14 protein-coding genes are annotated in these 16,845 nt (G+C 70.5%); 8 read left to right on the forward strand and 6 right to left on the reverse strand.

Going from position 1 to position 16,845, the window contains the following annotated elements; translation table 11 throughout:
- Positions 1-1,029, forward strand: a 1,029-nt coding sequence (locus tag E1284_RS20140) for a hypothetical protein (RefSeq protein ID WP_207923855.1), incomplete at its 5' end; no start/stop codon positions are given.
- Between the two features lie 2 nt (positions 1,030-1,031).
- On the opposite strand, the gene E1284_RS20145 is transcribed toward E1284_RS20140, so the two are convergent.
- Positions 1,032-3,440: a hypothetical protein gene (locus tag E1284_RS20145; protein WP_131941143.1), complete on the reverse strand. Its 2,409-nt coding sequence runs from the start codon at positions 3,438-3,440 to the stop codon at positions 1,032-1,034.
- Positions 3,441-3,527: 87 nt separating this feature from the next.
- On the reverse strand, positions 3,528-5,147 hold the full coding sequence (locus E1284_RS20155) for a hypothetical protein (protein ID WP_131941145.1): 1,620 nt from the start codon (positions 5,145-5,147) through the stop codon (positions 3,528-3,530).
- A gap of 96 nt (positions 5,148-5,243) precedes the next feature.
- On the opposite strand from E1284_RS20155, the gene purS reads away from it, so the two are divergent.
- The 5 genes from purS (at position 5,244) to E1284_RS20180 (ending at position 10,731) form a co-directional block, all read left to right on the forward strand.
- A complete protein-coding gene (purS, locus tag E1284_RS20160) occupies positions 5,244-5,486 on the forward strand; it encodes a phosphoribosylformylglycinamidine synthase subunit PurS (protein WP_083946837.1) in 243 nt (80 codons plus the stop codon).
- A gap of 215 nt (positions 5,487-5,701) precedes the next feature.
- Positions 5,702-6,142 (forward strand): ATP-binding protein, encoded by a 441-nt coding sequence (locus tag E1284_RS20165; RefSeq protein ID WP_243714614.1) that lies wholly within the window; start codon positions 5,702-5,704, stop codon positions 6,140-6,142.
- A gap of 100 nt (positions 6,143-6,242) precedes the next feature.
- Positions 6,243-6,923: a phosphoribosylformylglycinamidine synthase subunit PurQ gene (gene purQ / locus E1284_RS20170; protein ID WP_131941149.1), complete on the forward strand. Its 681-nt coding sequence runs from the start codon at positions 6,243-6,245 to the stop codon at positions 6,921-6,923.
- 1,184 nt (positions 6,924-8,107) lie between these two features.
- Positions 8,108-10,408, forward strand: coding sequence for a phosphoribosylformylglycinamidine synthase subunit PurL (gene purL / locus E1284_RS20175; protein WP_131941175.1), 2,301 nt, complete (start codon positions 8,108-8,110; stop codon positions 10,406-10,408).
- A gap of 107 nt (positions 10,409-10,515) precedes the next feature.
- The gene (locus tag E1284_RS20180) at positions 10,516-10,731 is read left to right on the forward strand and encodes a PLD nuclease N-terminal domain-containing protein (RefSeq protein ID WP_131941151.1); all 216 of its coding nucleotides are present in this window, start codon (positions 10,516-10,518) and stop codon (positions 10,729-10,731) included.
- A gap of 41 nt (positions 10,732-10,772) precedes the next feature.
- On the opposite strand, the gene E1284_RS20185 is transcribed toward E1284_RS20180, so the two are convergent.
- The 3 genes from E1284_RS20185 to E1284_RS20195 all read right to left on the reverse strand — a co-directional run bounded on the left by E1284_RS20185 (position 10,773) and on the right by E1284_RS20195 (position 15,108).
- Complete coding sequence (locus E1284_RS20185) at positions 10,773-11,675, reverse strand: coiled-coil domain-containing protein (protein WP_243714611.1); 903 nt, start codon at positions 11,673-11,675, stop codon at positions 10,773-10,775.
- Positions 11,676-11,918: 243 nt separating this feature from the next.
- Positions 11,919-13,082, reverse strand: coding sequence for a S8 family peptidase (locus E1284_RS20190; RefSeq protein ID WP_131941155.1), 1,164 nt, complete (start codon positions 13,080-13,082; stop codon positions 11,919-11,921).
- Positions 13,083-13,218: 136 nt separating this feature from the next.
- Positions 13,219-15,108, reverse strand: a complete 1,890-nt coding sequence (locus E1284_RS20195; RefSeq protein ID WP_131941157.1) for a serine/threonine protein kinase — start codon at positions 15,106-15,108, stop codon at positions 13,219-13,221.
- A gap of 185 nt (positions 15,109-15,293) precedes the next feature.
- Between E1284_RS20195 and E1284_RS20200 the strand changes: the two genes are divergently transcribed.
- Both E1284_RS20200 and E1284_RS20205 read left to right on the forward strand, forming a co-directional pair.
- Entirely contained in the window at positions 15,294-15,737 is a 444-nt protein-coding gene (locus E1284_RS20200; protein WP_131941159.1) for a sterol carrier family protein, read from the forward strand.
- 36 nt (positions 15,738-15,773) lie between these two features.
- Entirely contained in the window at positions 15,774-16,409 is a 636-nt protein-coding gene (locus tag E1284_RS20205) for a LamG domain-containing protein (protein ID WP_243714615.1), read from the forward strand.
- On the opposite strand, the gene E1284_RS20210 is transcribed toward E1284_RS20205, so the two are convergent.
- Positions 16,301-16,807: a hypothetical protein gene (locus tag E1284_RS20210; protein ID WP_207923856.1), complete on the reverse strand. Its 507-nt coding sequence runs from the start codon at positions 16,805-16,807 to the stop codon at positions 16,301-16,303. The two genes, E1284_RS20205 and E1284_RS20210, sit on opposite strands and share 109 nt — an antisense overlap.
- Positions 16,808-16,845: the final 38 nt, after the last annotated feature.

Below are 16,845 nucleotides of genomic sequence, written 5' to 3' on the forward strand. Positions count from 1 at the left end.
GGCCAAGTCGTCGCGATCGCCGGCAACGGGGAGACGGGCCCGGCTATGAGCGGGCAGTGGGCGCTGGGCTCGCCCGTCAACCTCGCAGGTCCGTTTGCATTCGCGCCGGACGGCACGCTTTACCTTCCGGTCCGGCAACCTGGCGGCGACGGCGCCTTAGTGCGGTTCGCTCGAATCGCCACAGATGGTCGGTTGAGCATCATCGGGACGCCCGTTCAATGGCATCGTGCCGACAAGTTGACCGTGGGTGGCGGGAAGCTGTGGATACTGGGGACGGGACCGCAGCCCACGCTCGTCAGGTACTCGATGGCCGGGGCCGAGGAAGCCCGCCTTTTCGTTGTGAGGAGCCCGCAAGACGGGCCGACGCTCATTGACGAACAAGGTGATCCGTCGCCCACCGAGACACAGCGTCGGGAACGACAGAGATGGCTGTCGGGCGACCATCATCCGTCCGCCGTGGCCGTCGGAGCCGACGGGACACCGGTGGTCGCCCTGCGAACGGGGGAACTCTTCAGAGTTCCTTCACCCGGCAGGATCCGTCGGTGGCGGCCACCCGGTTACGCGGCGGCCATTGACGACCTTGTCCGGCGGGGGCACAAGACCGATGTGTTCACCCGTACCGTGGACGCGCTAATTGCCGAGGACAGCGGGCTCACCGTCCTCACCAGTGCCGGGGCCGTCATGATCCCGGCCCGAGGGCGGGCAAAGGGGATTCGCATCGACTACCCGGAACGCCCGGGGTACGGGATCGCCTGGGCGGGCGGCGGGAAGACCGCTGACGGCTCGCTCGTACTGGCGGCGCAGGCCAACCCGCCCGCCGCCTCCATTCTCATCAGGGTGGGCCCGGACGGGCGGGTGAGCCGGTTGCAACCGGATTGGCCCGACACCTGCGACGGCGGGCCGGCGAGCCCTACAAGCCCTCAGCCGGGGACGGACCTCCTCGGTCTCGCGATCCGCCCGAACAATGCGGTGGTCGTCGGCGACAGGGCATGCTGGAGGCTGTACGAAGTCCGGAGCGCCGCGCCGTAGAGTCACTGATCACTCGCACCGGTCGGCGGTGGGCCGATGTCCGAGCGGGGCGTGGCCGGCGAAGTGGTATTGGTGAACCCGGTATTGGCTTGTTCTATCAAGCTCTTTCCGGTATGCCCGTCGCTCATCTGAGCTTCGGCCCAGCGCCAGAGGACGTCCAGGTCCGTTTTGCTGATCTTCTTGAGTCGGCCGTCGGAGTGGAAGAATCTGCCGACGTCATAGGTCACGCCGTCAGTCGTGATCTTTGAACTGCGTCGTGTCCCGTCATTGTGCAGGCTTGCCGCGAGTTCCGTTCTCACGGCTGTCCCCCAGTCGTAGCCGACGGTCCGGGTGTTCTCGTCGATGCTTCCAAGCTTTTCTTGCTCGGCTTTGCTCAGTAACTGCTCTGGATCGTTGACGATGGTCCCTGGCAAGAATCCACTGGTCAGCCCTGACCCCGGAAGCATTGAGAACAAGGACTCCGTTAGGCCCCTGACGGCTTCGCCGTCTTTTTGGGCGGCGGCAAGCGCCTCGCTCTCGGCCTTGCCTTGGTCGAGATAGCCGATTTTCAGGCCATGAGTGATGTTTCCCTCCAGGTGGCCGATTCGACTCATTGCATCCTCTAAGGGGATGCGTTTGAAGGCGCCGCGCGCGGCGCCGGCCAGCAGCAGCCGTTCGTAGGTCTGTGCAGCCAAGAGGAGTGTTGTTCGACTCTTCTCGTCGGAGGTAAAGGTTGATAGAAAATGCTGTGCCGTCCAGCCTGACATCCGGAACGTCTTTCCCCCGGTGACCGGATCGTCGTCGAGTAGTGACGTCGAGGGATCCCCGTCACCGGTGCTGGGAACGAAACTGCCGATATAGCGTGTGGCGACAGAAAGGAGTGCCCGCTTGAGTTGGTCCGGAAGATCGAGCCGGGCCCCGGCAGCGTGAATTGCGTCCGGTGCGGTGACGATGTCGTTTCCGGTGAGGAACTTGCGCACATCGTCACGTGCAAGGCCGTTCCAGCGGGAGACCGCCCATACCGCCTGCCGGGCGATGTCCGCGGCCTCGCGTTCATGTCCGGGAGCCGGGCGGGTGGCGAGTTCGATGACCGCGCCCGCTCGGCGCCCTCCGTCCGGCCAGTCGGGCGCGAGCAACGCGGACACGTACGTCTGGCCGGGAAGGCGGGTCAGCCAGGTCGGGAGTTGGGTGGGACGGAATTTCGAGTTTCGCGGGTCGGTGGTCGCCAGTGACGGTGGAAGCGTGCCCAGGGCCAGAAGTCGTGCTGCCTCTGTATTCTTCTCCGAGGCGATCTCGCCGAGGATGGCCAAAGCGGGATCGTATTGCTGGATGGTTCGGTGGTCGCTGAGATTCAGCCCCCAGTCGTCGACCCAGTGGGCATTGTTGTCGAACCACCTGGGCTCTTGAAAACCCTTCTCTTCCCAGGTCATCCGATAGGTGGCGTTTTGCTGCCGCCACCGGAGCCCTGCCTGCCCTAGCGCGGCGAGGGTTTTCGCGCCCCACGGGCCGCTGCCGAGTTTGACGAGGAGGGCTTGGCCGGGCATGTCTGCGCCGGCGGGGCCCAGGGCCTTCGCGGCTATGCCTTCCGTTTCCCTTTTTCGGGATAGGGCGGCTAGGGCTGTGCCCAGGTTTCCTACTGTCTTCTTGTCTTCGGGGGCCAGGCCGCTGGTTTTGCTCAGTTGGTGGAGGCGGTAGGGGAGTTTGCCTGCGGAGCCTGGCGGGATGTTGGAGAAGAAGGTGGCCAGGTAGGTGGTGTTCTTGCTGTTCTCGGCCAGGGTGCGGGCCATCTCCGACATCAGGGCCGGCGTCGCGTTGCCCGGGTGGGTTGTGTGCTTCAGCCAGGCGCGGGCCTGGAGGCGGGCCAGGTCGGTCATTTCCTTGGAGCCGAAGCGTTCCGTGTCCGGGATTTCGATGACCGGGCCCTGGATCAAGGGGGTTGCGGTCACTTCGTTTTCGGCGAGGGCGTACATGATGCGGGTGCGCATGCGGGCGGCCTGCGTGCGGCACCAGGAGGCGGCGTTGTCGCAGGGCGTGGTGCTCGGGATGTCCGGGTAGGCGAGGGCCAAGTGGCCGCGGATCATCTTGGCGCGGTGGGGGAGGTCGGCCGCGGCGCGCGTCAGGGCCGTTTCCAAGCGTTCCAGGGCGGACGGGCTGACGGAGGCGACGCCGGGCTTTCCGCCGGGTGGGGTGACTCGGGGGATCTCTGGTGGGTCCAGGGTGAGGGGGACCTGGTTGAAGCGGACGACCGTGCGTTCGACCTCGAGCATCAGGCGGTTCAGCGACCGGTTGTGGCCCTGGAGGTCGGTGGTGAACGCGGCGGCGGAGCCGCCCTGCCAGGTCTGCGGGCCCATGAGGCGGGTCACCTCGGACATCGCCGTTGAAATCGCCTGAAGTTCGGCGTGCACGGCGCGGGCGTCGATCTTGAGGGTCATGACCCGCCTCCTTTCGCCCTGTGGACGGTAATGAAAGGGGAGGCGGCAGGGGCGGAAACGGTGTTTCGGGTCGGGGGTAATCCGGGTTTATTCGCGGGAGAGGGCTCTGGTGGCGCCGGCGGCGACGGTCAGGCCTAGGACGAGGCCCGCGGCGACGATGAAGTTTGCTATCCACTGGTAGACGCCCTTGGGGGCGAACTCGATCTCCTGGCCGAGGCTGCCGATCGGCAGGAGCAGGTCGAGGGTGTAGAAGAACGCGTTGAAATGCGGCTTGTGGCCGTCGTCCAGGACGTCGGGGCGGTGGAGGGAGAAGACGATCGTGCCGAAGGCCAGGAGGCCGATCAGCCAGCTGGCGGCGCGGAACGGGCGGTAGCCGTAGCCGACCAGGCCGTCCTGCATCCAGCCGACGATCTTGCGGGGGAGTCCCTGGGTCTTGCGGCGGTCGCGGGCCTTGGCGAGCAGGACGGAGCGGCCGTCGGCGTCCAGGCCGAGGGAGCGGTAGGTCTGGGCCAGGCGCTCGTAGGGCTGCGGGGCGTAGCCGTCGGTGTCGCGGTGCAGCCAGTCCAGGCGCTCGCGGGCGGTGAGGGGCGGGTCGAGGGTCTCGTACTGGAGGCCGTCGAGCTGGAGGCGCTCCGGCCAGGACGCTGCGTCGTCGCGGAGCAGGTTGATGCGGGCGTAGGAGAGGTCGGCGACGCCCTTGATCGGCTCGGCGGTGCGGAGGAGCAGCTCCTCGGCCTGGACGCGCTGCAGGCTGAGGGCGGTCCCGCTGTCGTTGCGCAGCCGGGCGTCGCGGAGGCTGAGCTGGCCGGTGACGCGGGCGCCCGAGAAGCTGACGGCGCCGGTGGCGGTGAAGCCGTCCGAGCAGTAGATGTCGGTCTCGACGGTGAGGTCGTCGGCGTTGAGGGCGGTGCGCTGGGGCGCGGACAGGTTCGCGCCGACGAAGGACAGGTAGCCGCCGACGCTGGCGCCGCGGAGCCGGACCTCGCCCTCGGCGGTGAAGCCGCCGTCGCAGAACACGTTCGCGGCGACGTCCAGGCGGCTGGCGTACAGGGCGACGCCGGACGGGTTGTAGAGCCGCGCGCCGCGGAAGATCAGCTGGCCGCCGATGCGGGCGCCGGGCAGCCGGACCTCGCCGTTGGCGATGAAGTCCTGGTCGCAGTAGACGTTCGCCTCGACGGCGAGGCGGTCGGCGAGCAGCGCGTCCCCGCCGGGGTTGGTCAGCTGGACGCCGGACATGTTCAGGATCCCGGTGATGTTCGCACCGTCCAGCCAGACGCCGCCGTCGATCCGGCTCCCCTCCAGCCACAGGTGGCCGTCGACGCGCGTACCGGACGCGACCAGGCCCGGCAGCCGGCAGCGCATCAGGTGGACGCTGTTCATGCTCGCCCAGTAGAGGTGCGGCGCCTCGTCGAACGCGCAGCCGGTGAGGGCCAGCGGGACGGTGACCTCCGCGTGCCCGAGGTTCAGCGAGCCGGTGATGCGGGCGCCGGTGAGCCGGACGGCGGCGACCTGCCCCGGCTCGGGCTCCACCGCGCCGACCAGGAGGGCGACGAGGACCTCGGCCCTGACCACCCGGTCGTGCCCCCACCGGTCCGCCTGCGCGACGTCGTCGAACGCCCGGTCGCCGGTCGACAGGTCGACGGATTCGCCCTTCGGGAACGCCTTCCACAGGCGGCGTTCCGAGGGGGTCAGGTCCTCGATGTTCATCGGGTGGCTCCGGGGGGATGCGGATGGCTCGTGAAGAGCCATGGTGCCGTACGCTTCAGATCGTAAGGAAAAGTGCAGATCAGTGAGGGGGCGGTCGTGGCGCGTGTCGTCGTGGACGTCATGCTCAAGCCGGAGATCCTCGACCCGCAGGGCCAGGCGATCGCCAGGAAGCTGCCGCAGATGGGGTTCGACGGGGTGGTCGCCGTCCGGCAGGGCAAGCGGTTCGAGGTGGAGTTGGAGGGGGACGCCGACGAGGCGGCCCTGGAGCGGGTCGGCAAGATCGCAGAGACGCTGCTGGCCAATCCGGTCATCGAGAACTACGAGGTCCGCGTTCTCTAGCCGGAATTGCGCGGAATACCGTTCGGTACCGGACGGGGTTTGTTTCGTTCCGAACGGGCGGCGGGACAACGGGGTTTCCCGGAAAGACCCGTGAGTACAGCGATTACGGAGTAATCCGCCGGGGAAGTGTTAGCTGCGTCGAGTCGTCGAGCACGCTCCGGGGCCGGGGGAACGGTCGGGAAGCCCGGGGCATGACACGAGGTGTCCGGGTGGATATGAGGTTCTCGCTCGCGCTGCCGCGCGATGCGCTGAGCATCCCGGTGATCCGGCGGGTGGTGGGGGACGCCCTGCGGGGGCTCGGCGTCTCCGCCGACTGCGTCGACGACGTCCTGGTCGCCACCTCCGAGGCGTGCACGAACGTCGTCCAGCACGCCCGCGCGACCGGGGAGTACGAGGTGACCGGGCACGTCGACGAGGGCGTGTGCATGCTCAAGATCATGGACTGGGGCCGCGGGCCCCGGCCGGCCCCCGTGGACCGGGGCCCGTTGAGCGAGTCCGGGCGCGGGATTAAAATCATGCGGGCGCTGGTGGACGACCTGGACATCCGCTCCTCCCCCGACACGGGCACCGTCGTTCACCTGCGGAAGCGCCTGACCTGGAGCGACGGGGCCCTGGTCCGGCGACTCGACGCCGGACTCATGCGGGGCGCCGGGTAGATTAGGACGCGCGCGGGGGGTATGCGACGCGCAGCGGGGTGATCGGCGGAGGAGATCCCGACCGTCCCGGCCGCCGCCTTCTTTCGGAGGAACAGAACAGATGGACGCTGCCCGGGTTGGGATCATCACCTTCCCTGGTTCCCTGGACGACAAGGACGCCGCACGTGCCGTCAGGCTGTCCGGCGCCGAGCCGGTCGCGCTCTGGCACGGCGACCACGACCTGCAAGGGGTCGACGCGGTCGTCCTGCCAGGCGGGTTCTCCTATGGGGACTACCTGCGGGCCGGGGCGATCGCCCGGTTCGCGCCGCTGATGACCGAACTGGTGACCGCCGCCGGCGCGGGGCTGCCCGTCCTCGGCATCTGCAACGGCTTCCAGGTGCTGTGCGAGACGCACCTGCTGCCGGGCGCGCTGCTGCCGAACGCGGGCCTGCACTTCGTCTGCCGCGACCAGCGGCTGCGGATCGAGAACGCCGACACCGCCTGGACCGGCGAGTACAGCGAGGGCCAGGAGGTGGTGATCCCGATCAAGAACCGGGACGGCCGCTACACCGCCGACCGGGAGACGCTGATCGAACTGGCCGACACCGGCCGGATCGTCGCCCGCTACGTCGACCTGAACCCGAACGGCTCCCTCGACGACATCGCCGGCATCTGCAACGAGGCCGGCAACGTGGTCGGGCTCATGCCCCACCCCGAGCATGCCGTGGAGTCGCTGACCGGACCGTCCACCGACGGGCTCGGTTTCTTCACCTCCATTGTCAAGAGACTGGTCAACGCATGAGTGAGCAACGGCCCCACGCTTCCGGACGCGCTACCCGGGACGCCTCCGACGAGCCGTCCATGGAGTGGCTCGGGGAGCTCAAGTCCGACGCTGACGACCCCGAACTCCAGCCCGTCAACCCAGCGGTGACCCAGGGCTTCAAGGCCATCATCGACGAGGACCGGCAGACGGGCCAGGCCGCCCGTCCCGTCCAGCAGGACCCCGCCGTCCAGGCCTCTCCCGGGCCGTTCACGGGGCCCATGCCCGTGCTGGACGGCGAGCAGGCTCCCGCACCGGCGGCGCCCCTCGAAGGGCCGGAGCAGGAGTTCGCCCGCGCCCTGGAGGAGGAGCGCCCCGGCGGCGACCCCTCGTCCACCGTGGTGGACCCGTCACTGACCATGCCCGACCTCAGCGGCTTCGCCGCGCCTCGCCCGCCCGCGGAGCCCGGCGGCCCTGGCACGGGCCCCCAGCCGGCCGTGGGGTCGGGAACCGGCCCGCAGCCTGCGGTCGGGTCGGGTACTGGCCCGCAGCCCCTTGTCGACCTGAACAGCGGCCCGCTTGCGCGTCCGGAGGGCCCTGGCACAGGGCCGCAGCCGGTGGTCGGTCCGGGTAGCGGCCCGCAGCCGGTCGTTGATCTGAACAGTGGCCCGCTGGCGCGTCCTGAGGGGCCCGGGACGGGTCCGCAGCCTGCCATTGGCACGGGCACCGGCCCGCAGCCCGTGGTGGGCTCTGGGACGGGTCCGCAGCCTGCGGTCGGCCCCGGTACCGCCCCGCAGCCGATCGTTGATCTGAACAGTGGCCCGCTGGCGCGTCCTGAGGGCTCCGGGACGGGTCCGCAGCCTGCCATTGGCACGGGCACCGGCCCGCAGCCCGCGATCGGCTCCGGGACGGGCCCGCAGCCCGCCGTAGGCTCGGTAACGGGCCCCCAACCCGCCGTGGGTCCGGGGACCGGCCCGCAACCCGCCGTCAGCCTGAACACCGGTCCGCTGGTGCCCGTCCGCGCCGAAGGCGGCGGCACCGGTCCGCAGCCTCGCATCGGCCGCGGCACGGGTCCGCAACCGGCCATCGGGGGCCCGGGAACCGGTCCCCAGCCCGCCGTGGGTCCGGGGACGGGGCCGCAGCCCGCGCTCGGCCCGGGCACCGGCCCGCAGCCGACGGTCGAGACCGCAACCGGCCTGCAGCCCCTCCGGCCGGGGACCGGTCCAATGCCGGCGATCGCGTCCGGCCCGGTCGACCAGGGCACGGACACGGTCGCCATCGCCGCCGCGACCCCCGAGCGCCCGCAGCCGTACGTCGAGCTGGGGATGAACGAGGAGGAGTACCGGCGCGTCCGGCACATCCTCGGGCGCCGTCCGACGTCGGCGGAGCTGGCGATCTACTCGGTCATGTGGAGCGAGCACTGCTCCTACAAGAGCTCCAAGGTGCACCTGCGCCAGTTCGGCGACAAGGCCCCGAAGACCGACAAGCTGCTGGTCGGCATGGGCGAGAACGCCGGTGTGGTGGACATCGGCCACGGCTGGGCGGTCACCTTCAAGGTGGAGTCGCACAACCACCCGTCCTATGTGGAGCCGTACCAGGGCGCCGCTACGGGCGTCGGCGGGATCGTGCGCGACATCATGTCGATGGGTGCGCGCCCCATCGCCGTCATGGACTCGCTCCGTTTCGGCCCGGCGGACGCCCCCGACACCCAGCGCGTCCTGCCGGGCGTGGTGGCCGGTGTGGGCGGCTACGGCAACTCCCTGGGGCTGCCCAACATCGGCGGTGAGACCGTCTTCGACGCCTGCTACGAGCAGAACCCGCTCGTGAACGCCCTGTGCGTCGGCGTGATGAAGCACGAGGACATCAAGCGCGCCGTGGCCCCCGGCCCCGGCAACAAGGTGATCCTGTTCGGTGCCCTGACCGGCCCGGACGGCATCGGCGGCGCGTCCGTCCTGGCCTCGGCGACGTTCGATGAGGAGTCGCACCAGAAGCGGCCGTCGGTCCAGGTGGGCGACCCGTTCATGGAGAAGCTGCTCATCGAGTGCTGCCTGGAGCTGTTCAACGAGGACCTCGTGGTCGGCATCCAGGACCTCGGCGCCGCCGGTGTGTCCTGCGCGACGACGGAGCTGGCCGCGGCCGGCACCGGCGGCATGCACGTCGACCTCGACACCGTCCCGCTGCGCGACGCGACGCTGCGCCCTGAGGAGATCCTCATGAGCGAGTCGCAGGAGCGCATGATGGCGGTCGTGTCGCCCGACAAGGTCGAGCGCTTCATGGAGATCTGCGCCCGCTGGGAGATCCCGGCGACGGTCATCGGCCAGGTCACCGACACGCGCCGGCTGGTCATGACGTGGCGGGGCGAGACGATCGTCGACATCCCGCCGGTCACGGCCGCCGACGAGGGCCCGGTGTACAACCGGCCGCTGGAGCCCCCGCACGACCTCGGCGCCCTCCAGGCCGACACCCCGGGACGGCTGACGCGTCCGTCCAACGGCGACGAGCTGCGCCGGACGGTCCTGTGGCTGGCCGGGTCCCCGAACCTCGCGAGCAAGACGTGGGTGACGTCGCAGTACGACCGCTACGTCCTGGGCAACACGGTCATGGCCATGCCCGAGAACGCGGGCGTGGTGCGGGTGGACGACGAGTCCGGGCTGGGCATCGCGCTGTCCCTGGACGGCAACGGCCGCTACACCCGCCTTGACCCGTACTCGGGCGCACAGCTCGCGCTGAGCGAGGCGTACCGCAACGTAGCCTCCACCGGTGCGCGTCCCCTGGCCGTCACCAACTGCCTCAACTTCGGCTCCCCCGAGGACCCGGGCGTCATGTGGCAGTTCGCGCGCGCCGTGGAGGGTCTGGCGGACGGCTGCCAGTACCTGGGCATCCCGGTCACCGGCGGCAACGTCAGCTTCTACAACCAGACCGGCGACACCCCGATCAACCCGACGCCGGTGATTGGTGTCCTGGGCGTCCACGACGACGTCCGCCGCCGGGTGAACATGTCGCTGACCACCGACGGCGCCACGATCGCGCTGCTCGGCGAGACCCGCGAGGAGTTCGGCGGCTCGGAATGGGCGCACGTCGTCTACAACCACCTGGGCGGGCTGCCGCCGTTGGTCGATCTGAAGGCGGAGGCGGCGCTGGCGTCGGTGCTGGTCGCCGCGATCCGCGACGGCCTCCTCACCGCCGTCCACGACCTGTCGGACGGCGGCCTGTCGCAGACGCTGGTGGAGGCGTGCCTGCGCGGCGGCCTCGGCGCCCGCATCACGCTGCACGGCGACCCGTTCACGGCGCTGTTCAGCGAGTCGGTGGCCCGCGCCATGGTCGCGGTCACGCCGGGCTCTGAGGCGCGCCTGGCGGCCCTCTGCGAGTCCGCCGGGGTGCCGGTGGCCCAGCTCGGCGTGGCGGGCGGCGACGCCCTCCGCGTGACCGGGCGCGGCCCCGACGGCGACCAGCAGGAGCTGTTCAGCATCGGCCTGTCGGAGCTGCGCGAGGCGCACGAGCGCATGCTGCCCAGCTACGCCGACTGATCCCCGATCAGCGGACGGAAGGGGCGCCCCGCACCTGGGGCGCCCCTTCCGCGTCGTCAGGGCCGGTCTAGCCTGGGAGGGACGAACCGATCCACGGGGGAGGCACGGTGGGTTCCAAGCGCTGGTCCGAGCTCAGCCGGACGGAACGCTCGCTCATCGCGGGCGCCACGACGGTGCAGCTGTCGCTGCTGGCGGCCGCGCTCGTCGACCTGCAGCGCCGTCCGAGCGACCAGGTGAAGGGCTCGAAGCGGCTGTGGCGGGCCGTCGCCTTCGTCAACTTCGTCGGCCCGATCTCCTACTTCCTCTTCGGCCGCAAGAAGTAGCCGCGGACCACCGCCGGCAAGGAGCGGTGGCGACGTCCGGGTCAGAAGACCGAGACGTGGACGTGGTCGTAGTGGTTGGCGGTCACGCCGCCGCGGTTCTCCATCATGCGCCAGCCGGGGCTGCGCATGTCGTAGATGCGCTGGCGCCAGATGACGTACTTGATGCCGAGGGCGCTCGCGTGGGAGATGGCGTACTGGGCGGTGCGGTCGCCCTGGGCCTGGGCGCTGCCGCTCGCCATCACGCCGCCGGTCGTGACCATGAAGTCGCAGGCGTGGCCGGTGCCGTGGTCCTGCGGGTCGCCGGTGTGCCGGACGCAGCCGATCGTCGGGAACGGGCCCGTCTCCAGGTCGAGGGTGTTCTTGACCTTGAGCATGCGGGGCGTGACGCCGCCCATGCCGATGCTCGGCGACTCGGGCTTGTACTTCTTGACGAGCTGCTGGATCTGGGCCTTGCGGTTCTTCAGATCCTTGATCTCCTTCTTCAGCTCCGCCATCTTCGCCTGGGCCTTCTTGCGGGCCTCCAGCTGGTCGGTGACGAGCTTCTGGATCTGCGTGACCTTCGCCGCCTTGTTCTGTGCCAGGTGGCTGACCAGGGTGGCGTTGCTGAGCATCTCGTTGGGGTCGGCGTCGGCGAGGAACGCGACCGTCGGGTCCTCGCCGCCGGTCATGTACTGGGTCGCGGCGAGCTGTGCCACGAGGTTGCGGGCCTCGACGAGGTCCTTCTGCAGGTCGTTGGACTTGCTCAGCGCCTTCTCCGCCGCGTACTGGGCGTCCTTCAGCTTTGCGAGGTCACCGCCGTACTCCTTGTCGAGCTTCTCGATCTGGCGGTTCAGCTTGGCGAACTTGGCGCTGTCGCCCGGGTCCATGGGGACGGACGCGGCCGGGGCGGCGCTCGCCGAGGGGGTGGCGGTTCCGATCAGCGGCAGCGCGGCGGCGATGGCCACGAGAGCCGTGGCGGTGCGTCGTCCACCTCGCCGGCGTGCGGTCCGCCGACAGGTGGAGGCGGGGGTCTCCACGTGTTCTCCTCTCGTCTCGGCCGTAGGTACGGAGGTCCGGGGGCCCTGAGGTCAATGAGCGCTGAAGAAGTCCGGCCTCGCCAAGGGTAGACCCCTGGATCAGGTGGGACGGCGCGGTACGCGTGAAGCCCGGCTCCTTGCTGGGAGCCGGGCCATCCTACGTGACTGGCTTCACAGCTTGCCCTTGTAGAGCAGCCGGTCGGGCTGGGTTCGGAGCCCCTTGAGGCCGTGGGTGGAATTGTCGTTCAGCCACTTCTGCACTTGCGGGAAAGTGGCCGTCGGGTGGTATGCGACGTAGAGGGCCGCGACACCGCTCACGTAGGGGGCGGCCATGGACGTCCCGCTGATCGCCTTGCGGCCGCCTCCAGGCCAGGTGGAGTAGACGCCGTAGCCGGGTGCGTTGATGTCGACGCACTTGCCCCAGTTGGAGAACGACGCGCGGGCGTTGGACTTGGTGGTCGCGCCGACCGCCATGACCCAGCCGGCCCCGGACGGCGAGTAGTTGCAGGCGTCCTTGTTGTCGTTGCCCGCGGCCACGGACAAAAAGATTCCTGATTTCGACAGGCTCGTCACGGCCGTGTTCAAGGCCGAGGACTTCGGTCCGCCGAGCGACATGTTCGCCACGGCCGGCTTGGCGGCGTGGGTGCGCAGCCACTGGACGGCCGCGACGACGTCCGACATGGAGCCTGCGCCGTCGCAGTCGAGGACGCGCAGGGCGCGGAGCTTGACGGACTTGGCGGCGCCGTAGGTCTTGGAGCCGATGATGCCCGCGACGTGGGTTCCGTGGCCGTTGCAGTCACGTCCGTCGCCGTTGAACCTCGTCGCCGTCCAGGCGATGGAGGCGCGTCCCCCGAACTCCTTGTGCTTGACGTCCAGGCCGGTGTCGATGACGTAGGCGTTGACGCCGCTTCCAGAAGATCTGTAGTAGTAGCTCTTCGAGAGCTTGCCGGACCGCTGGTCGATGCGGTCGAGGCCCCACGGCAGGGGCGCGCGCTGGGTCGCGCTGGCCCGGACGATCTGGTCCTGCTCGATCGCGGCGACGCGGTGGTCGCGGCGGAGCCTGTCGAGCTGATCGCCGGTCAGCTTGGCGGCGAAGCCGTTCAGGACGCCGTCGAAGCGCTTGACGCCGGCGGCCCTGACCTTCCCGGCCGTGTCGCTCGTGGACGCTCCGGGCTTCAGCGTGACGATGTACCGGCCGGGCACCGGGGTGCCCTCGGCCGCCGTCACCCGCACGAGGGAGGCGGAGTCGTCGGCGAGCACGGGGAGCGCCGCGGCGGCGCCGAGGCTGGTCGCGACCGCGCCGGCGAGCAGCAGCCTTCGGTGGACAGCCCGCACGGCCTCTCCTTCAGCCGGGGGACCGCGTACGGCGGGCCCCGTCCTGTGATCGATGATCTCGATCGAGGGAACCTTAGCGGAACTGTCCTGATTTGAGGTGACAAATTGGACGGGTGGTGCGGGAAACGGCTCCAGATCAAGCGCGGCTGAGCCTGCCTCCATAGCCGAGCTTGGTCCCCGGCTTGGTCCAGGTGTACTGCAACGTCCCGTCCGGCTGCCGGGTGATTTCGACCACTCCGCTCGTGCACGGGCTGCCGATGGCCAGGTTCATCTTGAGTGCGCTCTCCGTGCCCCTGGTGAGCGTCAGAGTGCCGTTGCACTTCTCGCGCGGATACACCGCCCGCGCCGTAGTGCCGCCTGACTCGAACGTGATCTCCACGGGGAAGGAGGCATTGCGGTTGGTGTTGACCACGTCGCCCCTCCAGGTCCCCGCGAAGGCGGCGGGGATCGTCGTCACCGGACGGTTGTTGGACGCGTTGGTGCTGTCGGGCGACCCCCCGCCGTCGTCCTTGAGCTGGGGCCACAGCACCAGCGCGATGATGGCGATTCCGACGCTGACACCGATGAACAGCGAAAGGGCGAGACCGAGCACATGGTTGCCGGGGCGCCGCATACGCGCGATGGAGGCCAGCGGTGACGGGCGGCGCTCGCCGCCGTCCCGCCCATGGCCGAGGCCGGGGATGAGGTGCGGCTCGGAGATGTCCGGGTGGTCGTGCATGCCGACGGCGCCGAAGACCGCCGTCGGGTCGGGGCCCACCGCGTCGAACCTCGCGGTCTGGTCCGCCTGGGCCGGGTCGTCCCGCACGTCGCGGCGCCCGGAGCCGGACGGACGGTCCAGGCCGACCGCGCCGAAGGTCGTGGTCGCCTCGAAGGCCGCCGGGTCCAGGTCGGCCGCGAGCGGTTCCGGCTCCGGCGGCCTGGTCTCGCGGTTCGGCTTGCGGGTGCGCGACAGCTTCCCCAGCAGGGGAAGGGACGGTGACTCGGCCTCAGGCGGCGGCCCGGAAGGCCCTGGCGAGACCGGAGGCGGTGGCGGCACGGGCGGTGCGGGCGGTGCCGGCGGTGGTGGGACCGGCCTCGCCATCGGTGCCGCGGGGCCGCCCATGGGGGAGCGCGGCGGCGGCACCGTCGGCGACGCCTGCTGCTTGGCGGCCGGACCCGCTGCCAAGGCGCGCCCCTCCTCGAGCATCGAGGGCGGTATGCGGCCGGGAAGCGGGCTGCCGGCCCCGAGGAGCCGTTCGAGGATCTGCGCAGCGGTAGGGCGCTCCGCCGGGACCTTGGCCAGAGCGCTCGCCATGACCTCGCGCAACGAATCGGGGACGTCCGACAGGTCCGCCTGGTCGTAGACGATGCGCTGCATGACTTCGTGAGGCGATCCCTCCCCGAACGGCGGCTTGCCCGTGGCGGCGAACAGAATGGTCGACGCCCAGGCGAACACGTCGGCGGCAGAGCCGATGCCCATGCCGCTCAACTGCTCCGGGGCCTTGTAGGAAGGGTCGTCGGTGATGTGCCCGCTGAAGGAGACGTTGACCGCCTCCAAGGCGTGCGCGATGCCGAAGTCGCTCATCCTGGGCCCGTCCCGCCCCAGGAGGACGTTCGCGGGCTTCAGGTTGTGATGAACCGCACCCGCCCGGTGGACGGCCGCGAGCGCGATCGCCATGCCGACCGCCAGGCGCTCGACGACGGTGCCGCCGCGCACGCCCTCCTCGTCCACGAGCTGCTGGAGGGACGGCCCGTCCACCCACTGGCTCACCACGTAGGGGCGGTCGCCGTCCACGTCGGCGTCCAGGATCGCCGCCGTGCAGAACCCGGAGACCTTCCGGGCGGAGGAGAACGCGCCGGCGAACCGGGACCGGGCGACGGGCTCGCCGCTCAGCCGGACGTGCAGGACCTTCACGGCGACGTGGCCGCCGGCCCGGTCCCTGCCGAGGAAGACGGCGCCCTGCTCGCCGACGCCGAGCCGGCCCGTGATCTCGACCGAGCCGAGTCTCAGCGGGTCACCCGGCTGCAGGGGCAGCGCCTCGGGCATCTGACGAACCTCCGTGTCCTCCGGGGACGCGCCCCGGCTCCCCGTCCAACTCACTCCCCCAGGCCTGGCACCGGGGGTCCTTTCTACCGCTTCGGCGTACTTTCCGTGGAAGGCCGGTCCTCCGCGGCCGCCGGTGCGCCACCGGTCGTCCGGGGACCGCGACCGACCGGGTAGCTTCGATCGCGATGTCGCGAACTCCGCTCTCTCTCACCGTCCTGAATGAGCAGCGAGCCGCGCTCGGCCTGCCGCCCCACGGCGGCCCGGACGAGCCCGCCGCGCTCCGCCGCGCGGCCCTGGACACCGTTCTCGCCTCCGCCGGGGCGGGAGGCGCCGAGCCGTCCCGTCCGGTGGTCAAGGGGGCGGTGCGGTTCCTGCTCGACCGGCTCGCCGAGCTGGCCCCGGGTCGTTCGGTGGAGGTCCGGGTCCCTCCGCACGCCGCCGTGCAGTGCATCGACGGCCCGCACCATACCCGTGGAACACCACCGAATGTGGTGGAGATGGACGCCGCGGCCTGGATCGCGCTGGCCACGGGACGGCTGGCCTGGGCCGACGCGGTCGCGGACGGACGGGTCAGGGCCAGCGGCGCGCGCGCGGACCTGTCGCCCTTTCTTCCCCTGCCCATCGACTGAGGCGCCGCAGTGCGGGATCATCCAGCGTTGCTGGAGGTGATCCCCGTGCTGATCGCGCACTGGACGTTCGACGTCGCCACCGTGGACGGCCGCCGGGTCGCGGACGCGACCGGGGCCGGACCCGCCGCCGAACTGGACGAAACCGCCGGAATCGTCCCCGGCCGGGACGGTGGGGCGCTCTCGCTCAGCGGGCGCGACCGGGCCGTCATCCCCGCCGCGCCGCAACTCGTCCTGAGCCAGGTGTTCGGGTTCAGCCTGGCGTTCTTCGTCCAGGTGACCGAGCCGCCGACCGGGGAGTGGCGCAGCCTCGTCTACAAGCCGGTCGCGGAGAACGATGCGCGGGGCCTGGGCCTGTGGCTGTATCCGGACGAGATGAGGCTGCGGGTCCAGTTGTTCACCGTCAAGGGGCCGGACTACGTCGACAGCCACACCAGGCTGTCCGTAGGGGAATGGACCCATGTCGCCTTCGTGGTGAACACCGGAGGGATGTTCCTCTACGTCAACGGCAAGCTAGATGTGGCCGTCCCGTTGGAGCACCCCGTCGTCACACCCGCCGGACCGATCTACCTGGGCAGCGAACCCACCAAGCCGGGGTTCGGCGGCCTCATGGACGACTTCCGCGTGTACGCCTCACCGCTCACCGAGGAAGCCGTCCGCGCGCTCGCCGACTGAGCGGCCGGCTGAACGGCGGACAGGGCGCGCGGCTGCGTTCTCGCCTTGGCGAAGGGGAACTCGCGCTCCACGCAGCCCCGGCGCGACGGCTCGTCGGGGTACCGCGCCTCGTCCCCGCACTGCGCGGCCTTGCTCAGCAGCCAGCCGAGCGTCCCCGCGCCGATGGCGAGGGCGAGCGCGGAGCAGACGACGCCCACCACGGCGGGCCGCCGGTCGGGGTCGCGCCGGGCGAGGGAGACCGCCCCGAGGACGAGCCCCCCGAGAGCGGGGACCACCCCCGCCAGGCACAGCACGAGCCCCGCCAGCCCGGCGATTCCGAGCACCTGGGAGGCCCTCGCCAGGCCGCTCCGCCTGGGCGGTGCGGGGGGCGCGTAGGTCTCGTACCCGGGCAGCGTCATCGATCTCCTCCCACGTGTCGTCCTCAGATTCCCCCGCA

Source organism: Actinomadura bangladeshensis, from assembly GCF_004348335.1.
In the GTDB taxonomy this organism is placed as follows: domain Bacteria; phylum Actinomycetota; class Actinomycetes; order Streptosporangiales; family Streptosporangiaceae; genus Spirillospora; species Spirillospora bangladeshensis.